The 13,842-nt window shown below is 65.9% G+C and carries 17 protein-coding genes; 10 read left to right on the top strand and 7 right to left on the bottom strand.

Annotation, left to right across the window (positions count from 1 at the left end; translation table 11 throughout):
* Positions 1–40 precede the first annotated feature (40 nt).
* Complete coding sequence (locus tag N6C22_RS01415) at positions 41–556, top strand: hypothetical protein (protein WP_261648854.1); 516 nt, start codon at positions 41–43, stop codon at positions 554–556.
* Here the strand turns inward: N6C22_RS01415 and N6C22_RS01420 are convergent.
* A complete protein-coding gene (locus tag N6C22_RS01420) occupies positions 553–945 on the bottom strand; it encodes a pyridoxamine 5'-phosphate oxidase family protein (RefSeq protein ID WP_261648855.1) in 393 nt (130 codons plus the stop codon). The two genes, N6C22_RS01415 and N6C22_RS01420, sit on opposite strands and share 4 nt — an antisense overlap.
* Positions 946–1,155: 210 nt before the next feature.
* Between N6C22_RS01420 and N6C22_RS01425 the strand changes: the two genes are divergently transcribed.
* The 5 genes from N6C22_RS01425 to N6C22_RS01445 all read left to right on the top strand — a co-directional run bounded on the left by N6C22_RS01425 (position 1,156) and on the right by N6C22_RS01445 (position 7,192).
* The gene (locus N6C22_RS01425) at positions 1,156–2,361 is read left to right on the top strand and encodes a substrate-binding domain-containing protein (protein ID WP_369684383.1); all 1,206 of its coding nucleotides are present in this window, start codon (positions 1,156–1,158) and stop codon (positions 2,359–2,361) included.
* Positions 2,362–2,453: 92 nt separating this feature from the next.
* Complete coding sequence (pstC, locus tag N6C22_RS01430; protein WP_261648859.1) at positions 2,454–3,575, top strand: phosphate ABC transporter permease subunit PstC; 1,122 nt, start codon at positions 2,454–2,456, stop codon at positions 3,573–3,575.
* Complete coding sequence (gene pstA / locus N6C22_RS01435) at positions 3,575–5,185, top strand: phosphate ABC transporter permease PstA (RefSeq protein WP_261648861.1); 1,611 nt, start codon at positions 3,575–3,577, stop codon at positions 5,183–5,185. The genes pstC and pstA overlap by 1 nt, the downstream gene beginning before the upstream one ends.
* Positions 5,182–6,093, top strand: coding sequence for a phosphate ABC transporter ATP-binding protein PstB (gene pstB, locus N6C22_RS01440; RefSeq protein ID WP_261648863.1), 912 nt, complete (start codon positions 5,182–5,184; stop codon positions 6,091–6,093). Before pstA ends, pstB begins: the two co-directional genes overlap by 4 nt.
* Positions 6,094–6,160: 67 nt before the next feature.
* The gene (locus tag N6C22_RS01445; protein ID WP_261648864.1) at positions 6,161–7,192 is read left to right on the top strand and encodes an AbrB/MazE/SpoVT family DNA-binding domain-containing protein; all 1,032 of its coding nucleotides are present in this window, start codon (positions 6,161–6,163) and stop codon (positions 7,190–7,192) included.
* Between the two features lie 54 nt (positions 7,193–7,246).
* On the opposite strand, the gene N6C22_RS01450 is transcribed toward N6C22_RS01445, so the two are convergent.
* From N6C22_RS01450 to N6C22_RS01460, 3 genes are all read right to left on the bottom strand, one after another.
* Entirely contained in the window at positions 7,247–8,206 is a 960-nt protein-coding gene (locus N6C22_RS01450) for a hypothetical protein (protein WP_261648865.1), read from the bottom strand.
* Between the two features lie 114 nt (positions 8,207–8,320).
* Positions 8,321–9,082, bottom strand: coding sequence for a ParA family protein (locus N6C22_RS01455; protein ID WP_261648866.1), 762 nt, complete (start codon positions 9,080–9,082; stop codon positions 8,321–8,323).
* 60 nt (positions 9,083–9,142) lie between these two features.
* The gene (locus N6C22_RS01460) at positions 9,143–9,565 is read right to left on the bottom strand and encodes an HIT family protein (RefSeq protein ID WP_261648867.1); all 423 of its coding nucleotides are present in this window, start codon (positions 9,563–9,565) and stop codon (positions 9,143–9,145) included.
* Positions 9,566–9,654: 89 nt separating this feature from the next.
* Between N6C22_RS01460 and N6C22_RS01465 the strand changes: the two genes are divergently transcribed.
* Together N6C22_RS01465 and N6C22_RS01470 are read left to right on the top strand one after the other, a co-directional pair.
* Positions 9,655–10,485, top strand: coding sequence for an amidohydrolase family protein (locus N6C22_RS01465; RefSeq protein ID WP_261648868.1), 831 nt, complete (start codon positions 9,655–9,657; stop codon positions 10,483–10,485).
* Between the two features lie 90 nt (positions 10,486–10,575).
* A complete protein-coding gene (locus N6C22_RS01470) occupies positions 10,576–11,685 on the top strand; it encodes a hypothetical protein (RefSeq protein ID WP_261648869.1) in 1,110 nt (369 codons plus the stop codon).
* Between the two features lie 63 nt (positions 11,686–11,748).
* On the opposite strand, the gene N6C22_RS01475 is transcribed toward N6C22_RS01470, so the two are convergent.
* From N6C22_RS01475 to N6C22_RS01485, 3 genes are all read right to left on the bottom strand, one after another.
* The gene (locus N6C22_RS01475) at positions 11,749–12,129 is read right to left on the bottom strand and encodes a MaoC family dehydratase N-terminal domain-containing protein (RefSeq protein WP_261648870.1); all 381 of its coding nucleotides are present in this window, start codon (positions 12,127–12,129) and stop codon (positions 11,749–11,751) included.
* An 80-nt stretch (positions 12,130–12,209) separates the two neighbouring features.
* The gene (locus N6C22_RS01480; RefSeq protein WP_261648871.1) at positions 12,210–12,839 is read right to left on the bottom strand and encodes a uracil-DNA glycosylase family protein; all 630 of its coding nucleotides are present in this window, start codon (positions 12,837–12,839) and stop codon (positions 12,210–12,212) included.
* Position 12,840: 1 nt separating this feature from the next.
* Positions 12,841–13,065 carry a hypothetical protein gene (locus tag N6C22_RS01485; RefSeq protein ID WP_261648873.1) on the bottom strand — a complete coding sequence of 75 codons (225 nt, stop codon included), beginning with the start codon at positions 13,063–13,065 and terminating at the stop codon, positions 12,841–12,843.
* An 86-nt stretch (positions 13,066–13,151) separates the two neighbouring features.
* Between N6C22_RS01485 and N6C22_RS01490 the strand changes: the two genes are divergently transcribed.
* Both N6C22_RS01490 and N6C22_RS01495 read left to right on the top strand, forming a co-directional pair.
* Positions 13,152–13,400 carry a hypothetical protein gene (locus tag N6C22_RS01490; protein ID WP_261648875.1) on the top strand — a complete coding sequence of 83 codons (249 nt, stop codon included), beginning with the start codon at positions 13,152–13,154 and terminating at the stop codon, positions 13,398–13,400.
* Positions 13,401–13,672: 272 nt separating this feature from the next.
* Entirely contained in the window at positions 13,673–13,825 is a 153-nt protein-coding gene (locus tag N6C22_RS01495; protein ID WP_261648876.1) for a hypothetical protein, read from the top strand.
* Positions 13,826–13,842: the final 17 nt, after the last annotated feature.

Below are 13,842 nucleotides of genomic sequence, written 5' to 3' on the forward strand. Positions count from 1 at the left end.
CCCCCGTGCTTTTTATTTCATGCAGCAGTAGCAGCCAACAATGGCGCTGTCGGACATCGCGGACGGGTTGTGTGTGACGACGGAGCAGCGCGACCGCGGGGTCGCCTGCAGTGACGAGACCGACCGGACGCTCGCCGAGCGCCTGACCGAGTACGAGGCAGCCCTGCCCAGCAGTGCGACCGAGGCGGCCACCGTCGTGGATGCGTACGCCGGTGGGTCGGCCATCGACGCCGCCGGACACGAGGCGGGCGTGGCACCCATGGAGGCCGCCAAGGTGCTCCACCTGCTCGGGCTGGACGGCGTCTCCCCGCTGGCCCCGCAGGGGCGTCGCATCGTCCGTGACTGGCTCGACGCGAGAGTCTCCCGTGCGGACGCCCGAGCGCTCACGGGCGCGGGCGAGACCGAGTTCGCCCTCGCCGCGTTCGTCGAGAGCCACGACCCACTCTCCGGGGCCGAGGATGTGGTCACCGGTGCACTCTCGCGGTCGGGCAACGCGGCGGTCCACAAGCGCGATGCACTGGCGGAGACGATGCGCGGCGCAGACGACTTCTTCTAGTCGTAGGTCCGCAGGCTCGCCGAGCCGACCGCGATTCGGACCAGCACGTTCTCCGCCCAGGCGTCTTCGGGCATGCCGTATCTGCGATTGATTCGCGCGTTCGCTTCCTGGGTCAGTTCCCTGTCGTCGACGACCGTCGCGGTCCCCCGCAGGGTAACCGTCCACTCCGGGACGCCCCCGGTTTCGGCGCTAACAGCTAGCGACACGCGAGGGTTATCTCGAAGGTTCGCCAGCTTCCGGCCGGTCGTGACGATCTCGACCGTCCCATCCTCGTACCGGTACCAGACGGGCGCGACGTGGGGACGCCCTTCGGTGCACGTCGAGAGGTAGGCAGCGTGTGGCGGGTCGCTCGTGAGGAGCTGCTCGACTTCGGCGGAGACGGCGGGCATGGTCGAGATACGTGCCGGGGCGGCATGAGCGGACCGAGCCAATGTCAGGAGTCCGGTAGACCAAGAGCACCCACCCACTATATATCCCTCAATATCCGTCATAGAGCCCTATTAGCGATGCGTAGCAGAGCGTATGGAACTATTCGATTATGTGTCGTAGTAGACACCTATTATAAACAGGTTTTATGAGTCTCACGAAGGTTTCTGGTGATGACGCAAGACCTGACGCGTCTGGCTGACGGGGTATCACGGCGTAAGTTCCTGATGACATCCGGTGCGGTCGGCGCAGCCTCGCTTGCTGGCTGTACGGGGGACAGCAGCAGTGGGAGCGACGAGAGCGACACGCCCGCCGACGAGAGCGAGAACTCGGGCGAGGACACGAGCGGAGACACGAGCGGCGACGAGTCCCAGGGCATGGACACGTCGATGCTCACCGCCGAGGGTTCCTCGACGGTCTACCCGATCTCCAACAAGGGTTCCTCCTACTGGAACTCCAACGCGCCGTCGAGCGACGGCGAGTACTGGGGTGCGAACGACGAGACGTCCGTCCCTGGCTGGGACGAACTCAAGAGCAACGGCGCCGAGGGCATGCGCCTCGCGGACTACTTCGCGAGCCTCTACGGCTTCGAGCCGACGGGTCAGCAGGCTGGCCCGCCGTTCGCGACCAGCATCGGCCTGAGCCACTCCGGGACGGGCTGTAAGTCCGTCCGCGACGGGCTCGTCGACATCGGTAACTCCTCCGGCCCCATCACGGCCGAACTCGGCATCAGCGAGTCCGAGCGCGACGAGAAGTACGTCGACCACGTCGTCGGTCGTGACGGCCAGCCGGTCTTCGTGAGCCAGGCCATCTACGACGCCGGTGTCGAGCAGCTCACCGGTGAGGAGGTCCGCGGCATCTACCAGGGCGACATCCAGAACTGGAGCGAAGTCGGCGGCCCCGACGAGGAGATCTTCGTGGTCGGCCGCGCAGAGGGCTCCGGGACGGACACCTCCTTCCGCCTGAACATGCTCGGCGACGCCGAGGCACCGATGGAGGTCGACACCCGGAAGGGCCAGAACCAGCAGGTCAAGACGGTCCTCCAGCAGAACGACAACGCCATCGGCTACATGGCGCTCGCGTTCCAGGGCTCCGGCATCGCGCCCATCGCCATCGACTTCGAGGGCACGCTCTTCGAGCCGAGCAAGGACGCGGAGAACACCATCTTCGACTCCGCGTACCCGCTCAACCGTGACCTCCACATGTACACGACCATCACCGACGACACGCCCAAGGGCACGGACATGCGTGAGGCCGCATTCATCAACATGCACCTGACCACGTTCGGGCAGAAGGTCTTCGTCGAGGGTGTCGAGTACATCCCGCTCCCGACCAAGGACATCGAGAAGGAGAAGGGCAAGCTCCCGTCCCAGGCGTAATCCCGCCTGACTCCCTGTCCACCGGTATCGCTTTTCGAACGTGATGCGATTCTGACCCGTCTCAGACTCTTTCAATACGTGACACCGATACAATGACCGAACCTGATTCACCCGGATGGCAGACGGCCATCCAGCATCGGCTGACCGACGCCCGCGAGGTCGTCGAGGAGACAGAACCGCCCGTGCTCGCCGCGGGGGCGCTCGGCTTGCTGAGCCTGCTGGGCGCGTTCGTCGGCTTCATCGTGATGTCGCCCCTGACCGTCGTGCTGGCGGGGGTGTTCGCGCTGACCGTCGGCTACGGGTGGGTCAGACACCAGCCCAGAACCGCCCACGCCGTGACGCTGGTGATGACGGCCTCGACCATCCTGATACTGGGCCTCATCACGGTGTTCATCTTCCTCGAGGCGTGGCCGATGATGGAAGCCGCGACCGGGACCGCGTTCGGGCTCCCGGTTCCCGGTCTCGAACTGTTCACCCAGACCGAGTGGGACCCGGTCGCGACCGAGACGTTCTCGATGGTCCCGATGATCCACGGCACCGTCATGGTGACCATCATCGCGACCCTAGTCGCCGGGCCACTCGGCGTCGGCACCGCGCTGTTCATCAGCGAGATGGCCCCACCGACGGTTCGTGAACTCGTCAAGCCGGGCATCGAGATCCTCGCTGGCATCCCCTCCATCGTGTACGGCTTCATCGGGTTCACCATCCTGAGCCCGTGGGCATCCGACGCGTTCGACATCAACGGCCAGGGGACGTACCTCTTCGTCGGCCTCGTGGTCGGCCTGATGGCGCTCCCGACGGTCGTCTCCGTCGCCGAGGACGCGCTCAACAGCATCCCCGAGTCGATGAAGAGCGGCTCGCTCGCGCTCGGGACGACCGACTGGCAGACCATGACGAACATCACCATCCCGGCGGCGTTCTCCGGAGTCTCGGCTGCCGTCCTGCTGGGCGTCGGACGCGCCATCGGCGAGACCATGGCGGCCACCGTCATGCTCCGGAACTCCCCGGACATCGCGGAACCGCTCTACAACGTCTTCTACGGGTACGAGACGCTGACCTCGCTCATCGCGTCGCGCTACGGTGACGCCCACGGCCTGCAGTTCAACGCGCTGTTCGTGGCCGGCGTCATCCTGTTCATCACGGTCCTGACCCTCAGCATCGGCTCGCAGTACATCGAGGCCCGCATGAAACGGAATCTCGGGGGTGAGGAGTGATGAGTACGATCGAACGCTCCGACCTGGTCCGTGACGGCACCTCGACGGTCGAACTCGTCGCGGGCGCGACGGTCGCCCTCACTGCCGTGGTCTTCACGCTCGGGCTGACCTCGCTGTTCGGCCTCGTCTCCGTCACCGGGACGGTCGGCGGGCTACCCGTCCCCGTCCTGCTCGGGACCCTGCTCTCGCTCAGCGGCCTGCTCGTCGTCGGCTTCGGCCTCGCGTCGTACACCGGGATGGTCGATACCGACCCGCTCCCGACCGCCGGACTGGTCGCCGCCGTCGCGTTCTCCGGCGTCTGGTTCGTCATCGGCGGGCTGGTCGCCTCCCAGACGCTCGGCTTCGGCCTGGCGGGCTGGCTCGTCGCCGCCATCGCCACCGGTGGAGTCGCGTTCGCGGTGACCGTCTTCCCCCGCGAGGACATCGGGTCCACCGTCCCCGCTGGCGCGCTGTCGCTGCTCGCGGGCGTCGTGATGCTCACCGGCATCATCGGCCCCGGCTGGAAGTGGGCCCCGAACGGGCTCAACGCGGCGTTCTTCTACGACATCACCGCCCCGGTCATCGTCATGTTCTGTGCGCTGTACGTCGGCTGGGCGGCCGCGAAGGCCTACGGCGGCTTCGGCGCGCGCGGTCGACACCTCGGCGCACACGTCCTCGTCTACCTGACCGTCACGGCCATCATCGCGGTCCTCATCGGGCTCGTCGCCTTCGTGGTGATGAAGGGGATGCCCGGCGTCCTCCGGGGCGTCGAGGTCGGCCTCGGCGTCGGTCCCGCCTCGACCATCAACCTCTTCGGACTGAGCTACACCATCGTCTGGCCGCTCAACTGGCCCATCGTGATGAACGGTGTGGCGCTGCTCAACGACTACAACGGCGTCCTGCCGGCCATCGTCGGCACCATCTGGCTCGTCGTCGGGGCCGTCCTCTTCGCCGTCCCGCTCGGCATCGGGACCGCCATCTTCCTCAGCGAGTACGCCGAGGAGGGCCGGTTCACGCAGGTCGTCGAGGTCGCGACGAACGCCCTGTGGAGCACGCCGAGTATCGTCTTCGGCCTGTTCGGCTACGCGTTCCTCCTGCCGCGCTTCGGCGGGCAGAAGTCGCTGCTCTCGGGCATGCTCACGCTCGGGTTCATGCTGCTTCCCCTGGTGGTCATCACGAGCCGCGAGGCCATGCTCGCCGTTCCCGACGAGTACCGTGACGGCAGCGCCGCCCTCGGCGTCTCGAAGTGGCAGACCATCCGGAGCGTCGTGCTGCCGGCCGCGCTGCCCGGCGTGGTCACCGGCGTCATTCTGGGCGTCGGCCGCATCGCGGGCGAGACCGCGCCCATCCTGCTGACCATGGCCGGCGGAACGTTCGTGCCCGGGAGCCAGACCGCAGACGTCATCGGCGGCTTCCAGTTCACGGCCTCGCCGCCGTTCGTCACCAACCCCGAGCTGCTGCAGTCGACCAGCGCGCTCCCCTACCAGCTCTATGCCATCATCACGGCCGGGCTCAACAGCTCGAAGCTGGACCCGTGGGCGCTCGCGCTGGTGCTCCTCACCATCGTCCTGTCGTTCTACGCCATCGGCATCGTCACGCGCTACTACTTCCGCAAGAAACTGAACCAATGACAGAAACCACCACCCGAACGGAGCAGACGGAACAGCACGCGGCGTCGTCCACGACGACGACCGGCGAGACCGAAGAGGAGGTCCAGGACGAGTGGACCGACTACGAGTCCGAGAGCGAGACCAAACTCGCGGTCCGCGACCTCGACGTCTACTACGGGGACGACCACGCGCTCAAGAGCGTCTCCATGGACATCCCCGAGAAGAGCGTCACCGCGCTCATCGGCCCCTCGGGCTGTGGGAAGTCGACGTTCCTCCGGTGTCTCAACCGGATGAACGACCGCATCAAGGCCGCGAGCATCGACGGCTCGGTCGAACTCGACGACCAGGAGGTGTACCAGGACGACGTGAACCTGGTCGAACTTCGCAAGCGTGTGGGCATGGTGTTCCAGAACCCGAACCCGTTCCCGAAGTCCATCCGCGACAACATCGCGTACGGCCCGCGCAAGCACGGCGACCTCGAATCGGGGCTGCTCGCGCGCCTGACCGGCCGGTCGACACCCGAGAAGGAACTCGACCTGGTCCAGCGCTCGCTCGAGCAGGCCGCGCTCTGGGACGAGGTCAATGACCGCCTCGACGACAGCGCCCTCGGCCTCTCCGGCGGGCAACAACAGCGCCTCTGTATCGCCCGCTGTCTCGCCGTCGACCCCGAGGTCATCCTGATGGACGAGCCCGCGAGCGCGCTCGACCCCATCGCGACCTCGAAGATCGAGGAACTCATCGAGCAGCTCGCCGAGGAGTACACGGTCGTCATCGTCACGCACAACATGCAGCAGGCGGCGCGCATCTCCGACCAGACCGCGGTGTTCCTCACCGGCGGCGAACTCGTCGAGTACGACAAGACCGAGAAGATTTTCGAGGACCCGGAGAGCCAGCGCGTCGAGGACTACATCACCGGCAAGTTCGGGTGACCGCCCGTGGCACGCCAGGTGGAGTGCACCGGACCGAGCGAACGCAGCTGCGACCGACACCACCCACATGGAGACACGTAAACTGCAGACGGTCGGCGGCGGCACCTACACCGTGTCGATTCCGAAGGACTGGGCGCGGGAGAACTCCCTCGAATCGGGCACCGAGGTGTACCTGTTCACCCACACCGACGGCTCGATAATCGTCCGGAGTACGAAGCGAGACACCGACGACCTAGCTGACGCCAGCATCGGTATCGACGGGACCGACCCCGCGCTCGTGACGCGAGCCCTCCGGGCCGCCCACGCCATCGGCTTCGAGACGGTGACGCTCACGCCAGGCGAATCGTTCACCGACGAGCAGCGCCGGACAGCCCGCTCGCTGGTCGGCGACCTCGTCGGGACCGAGGTGCTCGTCGAGAGCGCCGAGGAGATAACGGTCCAGAACCTGCTCAGCGCCGCGGACGTCTCCGTCCGGCAGTCGGTCGTCCAGCTCCAGTTCGTCGTCCTCTCCATCAACCGGACCGCGACGACGGCGTTCACCGACGGCCGGGAGGACGTCCACGACCAGCTTCGAGACCGGGCTGACGACGCCGAGCGCCTCGCCGGGATGGTCGCCCGGCACTTCAACCGGTCGCTCGTCTCCCTCGGCGAGGTCGACCGGCTCGGCATCTCCCGCCCCGAGTTGTTCGACTACTACGACACCGCCCGCCAGCTCGAATCCGTGGCGGCGATGGCGGTCGACCTCGCTCGCGTCAGCGAACACCTCACCGAACCCCTGCCGGAGACGGTCGCCGCGGACGTCCACGACGTGGCCGACGCGACGCGGCAGGTCGTCGACGACGCCGCGACCGCCGTGCTGAAAGGCGGTCCCGACGTCGAGATGGCACACGAGGTGCTCGACAGGCACGACGACACCCTCGCCGACATCGCGGCGATGGAGCAGGCGGTGTTCGAGGCCGATACCGACGACATCGACCTCACCGCCACCGAGAAGTGTGCACTGGTCCGCGGCCTCGACAGCCTCGCCCGGACCGCCGAGTGCGGTGGCGCGATCGCCGACGTGGCGGTGCGAGCCAGCACCCGGGCGGACCACCTCTGAGAATCAGCTACCGTTCTCTCCTGTTCCCGTTCTCGTCCGAATCCGTCGAACGACTCAGTTCGTGTCCTCGACCATCGACCGATGCTCGTCGAGCACCTGCTCGACCTCGCCCCACGGAATCGGCGGTTCGAGGTGGTCGCAGGCGGCTTCCAGGGAGTCGAGCACCTCGCCGAAGCGGTCGCGCCACGCCGAGCGGGCGACCTCGTCGAGTCGCTGGTCGAAGCTGGCGAGTTGGTCGTCGAGGTCGTCGAGAGTGGCCGCGACTCCGGGGTCGCGGTCGTCCCGGTCGAGGTCCTCGCGGTCGGCCCACGTCCGGAACTCCGCGAGGGAGGCCCAGAGGTCGGCCAGCACGAGGTCCAGCACCCGACGCTGGAACTGCATGTCCACCCAGTCGCCCGCGTCGTCGTCACTCCACTCGCGGTCGAGGGCGGCCGCCAGTTCGTCCAGTCGCTCCCCGGCAGCCTCGACCTCCTCGTCGAGCTGGCGGAACCGCACCGACTGACTGCCGACCCACTTCTCGAAGTCCTCGATGTCGAGTTTGAGGTCGTCGGCGACCTGCTGGGCGTTGTTCGCCAGCGAGGTGATACGGCGGACTTCACTCGCGATCTCGTAGATGTCGCCCGTTGCGCTCTGTTGGCCCACGGTGGTCTGGAGTTCTTCGCCAAGCTCGGCCGTTCTGTCTTCGACCGCCGACAACCGCGCCTCGAACTCGTCGAGGCGTGCCTGTACGGTGTCCAGATCGGCCACGTGGCTCGCCGTCTCGCGAGCCTCGGCGAGGTCTCTCGCGGCGAGTTCGACGCGCGTCTCCGGCGTGGCGACGACCTTCGACACCCGCCCGAGCGCGTCGTCGACCGCCTCCCGGGTGACGACGCCGTCGTCGGCGACTATCTGGAGTGTCCGCTCGACTTCGTCCCGGTCGCGCGACTGGTCTCGGTCGAGAACGACCTCGGCGGCGTCTGCAACCGGCATGCCGGCGAGGTCGTCGTCGGCAGCGTCGCGGGCGTGTTCGCGCATATCCCACGCTTACCGAGAAACCCGGTTATAGCTTCTGTAAGTTACGTATACAGTGATATTGACTCGCGTCGAGCGCACAATAGCGATATATAGCTCGCGCTCGCAGCCGGCTGCTCAGAACCGGGACGCGAGGCGCTCGCGCAGGCCACCGCGGGGGAACTCGATGCCGAGTTGAGTGTTGAACACGGCCTCGGCCGCGGTGGCGACGGTCTGGGCGAACGGGCCGGTCTCACCGGTGACGCACACCGGGGAGCCAGCCACGCCGGTCACCTCGGACCGGGGGATAGCCACGTCGGCCGACTCGACGGGGTGCTCGTCGAGGTCTGCCACCCGGTTCGCGAGCACGCGGTCCGCCCCGGCACCGATGTCCGTGAGGCGGTCCTCGGTGCGCCGGAGCGTGTCGACGCCGCGTTTCGACGGCGGGACGACCACGGCGACCCGGTCGGCCGCGTTCACCGCGGCGATGGAGGGGTTGTCCGCGACCGGCGGCGTGTCGACCAGCACGTGGTCGTAGCTCTCGGTGGCCCGGCGGATTATCTCGCCGAAACGGTCGGCGGCCTCCCCGGACTTGGCGCGGGCGAAGCGTTCGAGGGAGGCGTACGCCGGGCAGACCACGACCGGGGCGGGCGTGTCGAGACCGAGGTCGATCATGGCGGCGCGCTGGTGGACCGAGTCGTCGGTCAGCAGGCGCGTCACGTCGATGTCGATGCGGCCGTGGACGTAGTGGCTGAGGCCCTGCGTGGCGAACGAGGCGTCGAAGACGGCGACGCTCCGGCCGTCGCGGGCGAGCGTCGCGGCGAGTTCGACGGTGAGCCGGGTCGCGCCCGCGCCGCCGGTCGCGCCGACGATGGCGGCGGAGCGCTCCTGATTCGTCATGCTAATTCCTCCGCCGTTTTCTGTTAAAAAATGTCCGGATTCCACGGCCTGTCGCCCCGGTTACTCCGTCGCCGCGATGTCGTCGGCGATGCGGTCGAGTTCCTCGTCGGCCATCTCGCCCGGCCCGTCGAACAGGGCGTGGATGGGGCCGTTCCCGTCGCCGTCGAAGCGCGGGACGATGTGGGCGTGGACGTGCGGGACCTCCTGGCCGGCGGCCTCGCCGTTGTTGAACGCGACCGTCGAGCCGTCGGCGTCGACCGCGGCCTCCACGCGCGGGACGAGGTCGTGGAGCGCCGAGAAGACGGCCGACCCCTCGTCGGCGGGCAGGTCGTTCAGGGTCTCGTGGTGCCCCTTCGGGATGACGAGGGTGTGCCCCGGCGCGAGCGGGTTCACGTCGAGGAACGCGAAGGCGTGCTCGTCCTCGTAGACGGTGCGGCTCGGGATGTCGCCAGCGATGATCTGGCAGAAGATGCAGTCGTCCATGTGCGGGGAGTCTCGTGGCTGGGGTATCAAGGTTTCCCGGCGAGGGCATCGGGACAAACCTCATGGTCGCAGGCCGAGCACCCTCGCACATGTCCTTCGCCCCCGCGACCGACGCCCACGTCCACCTCATGCCGGACCGCCTGATGGATGCGATTCGCGACGCGCTCTCGCGGGACCTCGGCTGGACTATCGACCATCCGACCGAGCGGACCGCCATGGAATCGGTGCTTCGCCGGCAGGGCGTCGACCGCTACCTCGCGCTGCCCTACGCCCACGAACCGGGGCTGGCCGCGAAGCTGAACCAGTGGGTGCTGGAGCAGGCCAGGAAGTCCGAGATAGCCGTGCCCTTCGCCACGGTCCACCCCGAGGACGACGTGCGGAGCGTGGTCAGGGACGCGCTGAACGGTGGGGCACGGGGACTCAAACTCCAGTGCCCGGTGCAGGATGCCGCGCCGAACGACCCCAGACTGGACCCGGCGTTCGAGCTCTGTGCCGAGTACAACCGCCCGGTTCTGTTGCACGCCGGGCGTGCCCCGAACTTCGGAGACTCCGATGCTGTCGGTCTCGGGCCGTTCCGCGAGTTCGTCTCCTCCTATCCTGAGATTCGAGTCTGCTGTGCCCACATGGGCGCGCCGGACGTGGACGGGTTCGTCGCCGAGGCCCGCGCCCACGACCAGGTGTTTCTGGACACGTCGGTCGCGATGTCGGCGGCGATACCCGAGACCATGGACTTCGACCCGGGAAGCGTCGCGGACTCGGTGTTCGAGGAGCTGGCAGGCTCCATCATGTACGGCTCTGACTACCCGAACGTGCCGTACGAGTACGCGAGCGAGCGAGAGCACCTGCTCTCGCGGGAGCTGTCGGAGGAGGCACTGGAGGGGTTGTTTCGGGACGCCGCGGCGCGGTTCCTGGGAGAATAATCAAGATGCCGGAAACTAGAAAGTCGTCAAGACGACTCGCTGACTAGTCAGGCCCATTAGACAAATATAGGACGCAGCCAGACGTATCGTATGCGAGTCTTCGACCAAGTCGAATCTGCTTCAACTCAGAGGACGGAGCAGTGCGACAGAGCGGCCGTTCAATCCGAAGAGGCGTTGGAGTCGCTCCTGCACGCGAATCCAGCGATGCTCCTCGACGAGGACGTGTTCATATTTAGTCGCCAACATCCACTCGAAGGCGGTATTCCGGATTTGCTGGCGCTCGATAAGTTCGGAAACGTTCAGGTGTTCGAACTCAAAGCTGGAAAGAGTGGCACAGGGAGTGCGAGCGAGGAAACGATTCTCGGTCAACCGCAAACCTACGCCCAATCGATTCACTCCTACGACTATGCTAGACTGAATGATCTGTACCAACGTTACAAATCGGACATCGTTCAGGGCCGCTGGGACGTGCCCGAACGTCTGGCCCCTGCAGACGCACTCCGAGATGCTCACGAATCGGTATTCGGTGTCTCACTAAAACCCGACGAGTTCAATTCAGAGCAACGAATGGTCGTCGTCGCCGAAGAGATAACAAGACAAACCGAACAAAATGCCCGTTACCTCCTAAACAACGGGATGAACATCCAGTGTGTCGAGGTCCAATGTTTTGAGCGCGATGGATCCCAACATCGAACTGTCGCCACGAACACTGTCGTCGACTACGACCTGTCCCGTGTTCGGCCAGCGCGTGCAGCGAACCCAACGTACCCCGAAGTCGTCTCCGAACTCGTTGACCTAACCTTCCCGAAGGTACGACATCTGGTCGATTCAGGGTCGCCGGGTCTGGCTTTCGAGAACACGGATAGCTATCGGCCGAGACTCCAGTCAAACCATGCCGACCATCCAGATGGATTAAAATACGTGTTCTATCTTCGGCCAGCCGAGTGGAACTCGATCATCGTTGCTATGGACTATATGGACCAAGACAGGGACACGTTAGACACACTTCTTGCGAACGCCGAGGTCTTCGAGGCGCAGGGATTCCACGTGAATCCGAATAGGTCGCGTGACAGAATCGTGGGATTCAGTTGGGATGTGGACTCCGCTGAAGTATTAGACGACGAGGAATTCCTCACCGAGGTTGCAGAGCGGTTCGTCACACTCGTCGAAACCGGCCACGACGTGTTCACCGCGGACTAGTCACGGCCGACGGCTGGAAAGCGTGCTTGTCTGCGCCAGCACAGTGATTCGACCGCTTCCTCGCTACTTCATGATGACGCCGGTCACCTGGGCCCGCAGGACGACCTCGCCGGACTCGTCCCGGCACACCGCCCGGGCGGACAGGATGTACCGCGATTTGCGCTCGGTGACGTGCTCGAACCGCCAGCGGCAGGTTATCTCCTCGCCGGTGTACACGGGGCGGGGGAACTCGAAGTCCATCTCACGGGCGAGCACGTCGTAGTCGCCGCCGATCTTGGTTGGCAGGGTCGCCGTCAGGAGGCCGTGGACGAGCAGGCGACCGTCCTCGTCGGGCTCGACGTGGTGCGTGCCCTCGTCTCCGGAGAGGGCGGCGAACTCGCGGACCTCCTCGCGGGTGAACGTTCGCGTGAAGGTGTCCGTGTCGCCGGCTTCGGGGACTTTCACAGGCGAGGGTGGGGATTCGACCGACAAAAAGCCACACCCCAAATCCGCGGTGATTACCAGTAACTGCACCGGATATCAGCCTACCCGACCAGTCTATCCAGTTCGTCGCCGAGTGCCGTCACGTACTCGTCGGATTCGTAGCCCAGCCGTGAGACCCACACGTCCTGATAGGACGGATGCAAGATGGGCAGCACGACACAGGCCAGTGCCGGCGATTCGACCGGTTCCAGCACCGAGTCGAGGAACCCATCGAGGGAGCGGTCGTCGAAGGCGAAGACGGTCTCGGTGGCGTGCTTTCCCGTCGGGACGACCACGGCGGGGTCGATGCGGGCGAGTTCTGTGTCGAGGTGGGCGCGACAGTTCGCGAGTTCCTCGGGGGCCGGTTCGCGGTTCGTCCCGCCCTCGGCCGCCTCGGGGAAGCACTTCACCGCGTTGGTGTAGTAGGCCTCGGGGTGGCCTGCTGCGGCGAGCAGGTCTCGCACCCGCCGGCCGGAGTGCTGGGAGGTGTACGCCAGCCCGGTCAGGTTACCGCCCTGCCAGCGGTCCGCGTCGGGGTCGCCGGCAGCCGGGGCTTCACCGACCACGACCACGTCGGCGTCGCGCGGGCCGTTGCCCCACGAGATGCGCTGTCGGCACTCGGCGAGTTTCGGACAGCGGGTACACCCCGGTTCGACGACGAGCGCGTCGTCGGCAGCGGGGAAACGGGGCATCTTACTCGATGAGCGGGAGGACGACGCCGAACACCGCCAGCGAGAAGAAGGCGGTCAGGATGCCCAGCAGGATAGAGTCGGTGAACAGGGTATCCTCCCACGCCGGCAGCGTGTCGTACAGTGCGTGACCGACGACCTCGCCGCCCGCACCGACCACGAACAGGCCGAGACCGAGCAGGAAGCCGAGTTTCGCCAGTTCCGGATACGTTCTCGAACGAGTGCGCATAGCTGGGAGAGGCCGTTCCGTCGGCAAAATCGTTTCGTCACCGCCGTGGCGAAAGGTAGATATTCGGCGAGGGATTCGAGACGGCTATGTTGACGATACTCTCCGAACTGGTCCCCGAACTCCTGGCGATACTCGCGTACGCCGTGGTCGCGGTCGCACTCTCGGCCCTGGGCGCGGGCACCGAGCTGGCCGGCCTGCACAATCTCCTCACGGACGGCTTCAGCATCCTCACCCTCTGGTACGCGGGCATCGGTGGCCTGTTGCTCTACAGCGCGGTCTACCTCGTGGGCCAGAAGCGCCTGCTCCCCCGCGTGAAGCTTCTCCTCGCCGACTGAAGACCGTGAACCCGGCGGAACCGACGACATAATTCTCGCGAGACCGCCTCGAAAATATCTCATTCGGCCAACAGCTTCATATCACACGGGTCTAATCGTCGGATTGATATGAGTGCAGGGGACGCTGGGAGTATCTTCGCCCACGAGAAACGAGAGCCGACGCACGAATTCCCGCAGAGTATCTTCGAGTCGCGAACCGACGAGTAGGGGCCGAACCGCCTGAATATTCAGGCCGCGCCTTGATGTAATTCACCTATGATTTTCTAGACGACATGTCGGGGGACATGGGGTCGATATTCACGGACGAACCGGTGGAACCGTCGCACGAACACCCGGAGAGCATCTTCCGACTGCCGCTCGACGACCACGTCATGACGGTGTTCGAGGACGACGGCTCGTTCTACCGGCTGCGGGTCGACGACTGACGAGGTGGAATCGCCCA

This window comes from Haloarchaeobius sp. HME9146, from assembly GCF_025399835.1.
GTDB lineage: Archaea > Halobacteriota > Halobacteria > Halobacteriales > Natrialbaceae > Haloarchaeobius.

Bases quoted from the DNA above. Each gene is read 5' to 3' on its own strand.
- N6C22_RS01490 (WP_261648875.1), top strand. From the start codon at position 13,152: ATGTTGACGATACTCTCCGAACTGGTCCCCGAACTCCTGGCGATACTC.
- N6C22_RS01415 (WP_261648854.1), top strand. From the start codon at position 41: ATGGCGCTGTCGGACATCGCGGACGGGTTGTGTGTGACGACGGAGCAG.
- N6C22_RS01455 (WP_261648866.1), bottom strand. From the start codon at position 9,082: ATGACGAATCAGGAGCGCTCCGCCGCCATCGTCGGCGCGACCGGCGGC.
- N6C22_RS01450 (WP_261648865.1), bottom strand. From the start codon at position 8,206: ATGCGCGAACACGCCCGCGACGCTGCCGACGACGACCTCGCCGGCATG.
- pstA (WP_261648861.1), top strand. From the start codon at position 3,575: ATGAGTACGATCGAACGCTCCGACCTGGTCCGTGACGGCACCTCGACG.
- N6C22_RS01420 (WP_261648855.1), bottom strand. From the start codon at position 945: ATGCCCGCCGTCTCCGCCGAAGTCGAGCAGCTCCTCACGAGCGACCCG.
- N6C22_RS01480 (WP_261648871.1), bottom strand. From the start codon at position 12,839: ATGCCCCGTTTCCCCGCTGCCGACGACGCGCTCGTCGTCGAACCGGGG.
- N6C22_RS01485 (WP_261648873.1), bottom strand. From the start codon at position 13,065: ATGCGCACTCGTTCGAGAACGTATCCGGAACTGGCGAAACTCGGCTTC.
- N6C22_RS01495 (WP_261648876.1), top strand. From the start codon at position 13,673: ATGTCGGGGGACATGGGGTCGATATTCACGGACGAACCGGTGGAACCG.
- N6C22_RS01460 (WP_261648867.1), bottom strand. From the start codon at position 9,565: ATGGACGACTGCATCTTCTGCCAGATCATCGCTGGCGACATCCCGAGC.
- N6C22_RS01425 (WP_369684383.1), top strand. From the start codon at position 1,156: ATGACGCAAGACCTGACGCGTCTGGCTGACGGGGTATCACGGCGTAAG.
- N6C22_RS01465 (WP_261648868.1), top strand. From the start codon at position 9,655: ATGTCCTTCGCCCCCGCGACCGACGCCCACGTCCACCTCATGCCGGAC.
- pstB (WP_261648863.1), top strand. From the start codon at position 5,182: ATGACAGAAACCACCACCCGAACGGAGCAGACGGAACAGCACGCGGCG.
- N6C22_RS01445 (WP_261648864.1), top strand. From the start codon at position 6,161: ATGGAGACACGTAAACTGCAGACGGTCGGCGGCGGCACCTACACCGTG.
- N6C22_RS01470 (WP_261648869.1), top strand. From the start codon at position 10,576: ATGCGAGTCTTCGACCAAGTCGAATCTGCTTCAACTCAGAGGACGGAG.
- pstC (WP_261648859.1), top strand. From the start codon at position 2,454: ATGACCGAACCTGATTCACCCGGATGGCAGACGGCCATCCAGCATCGG.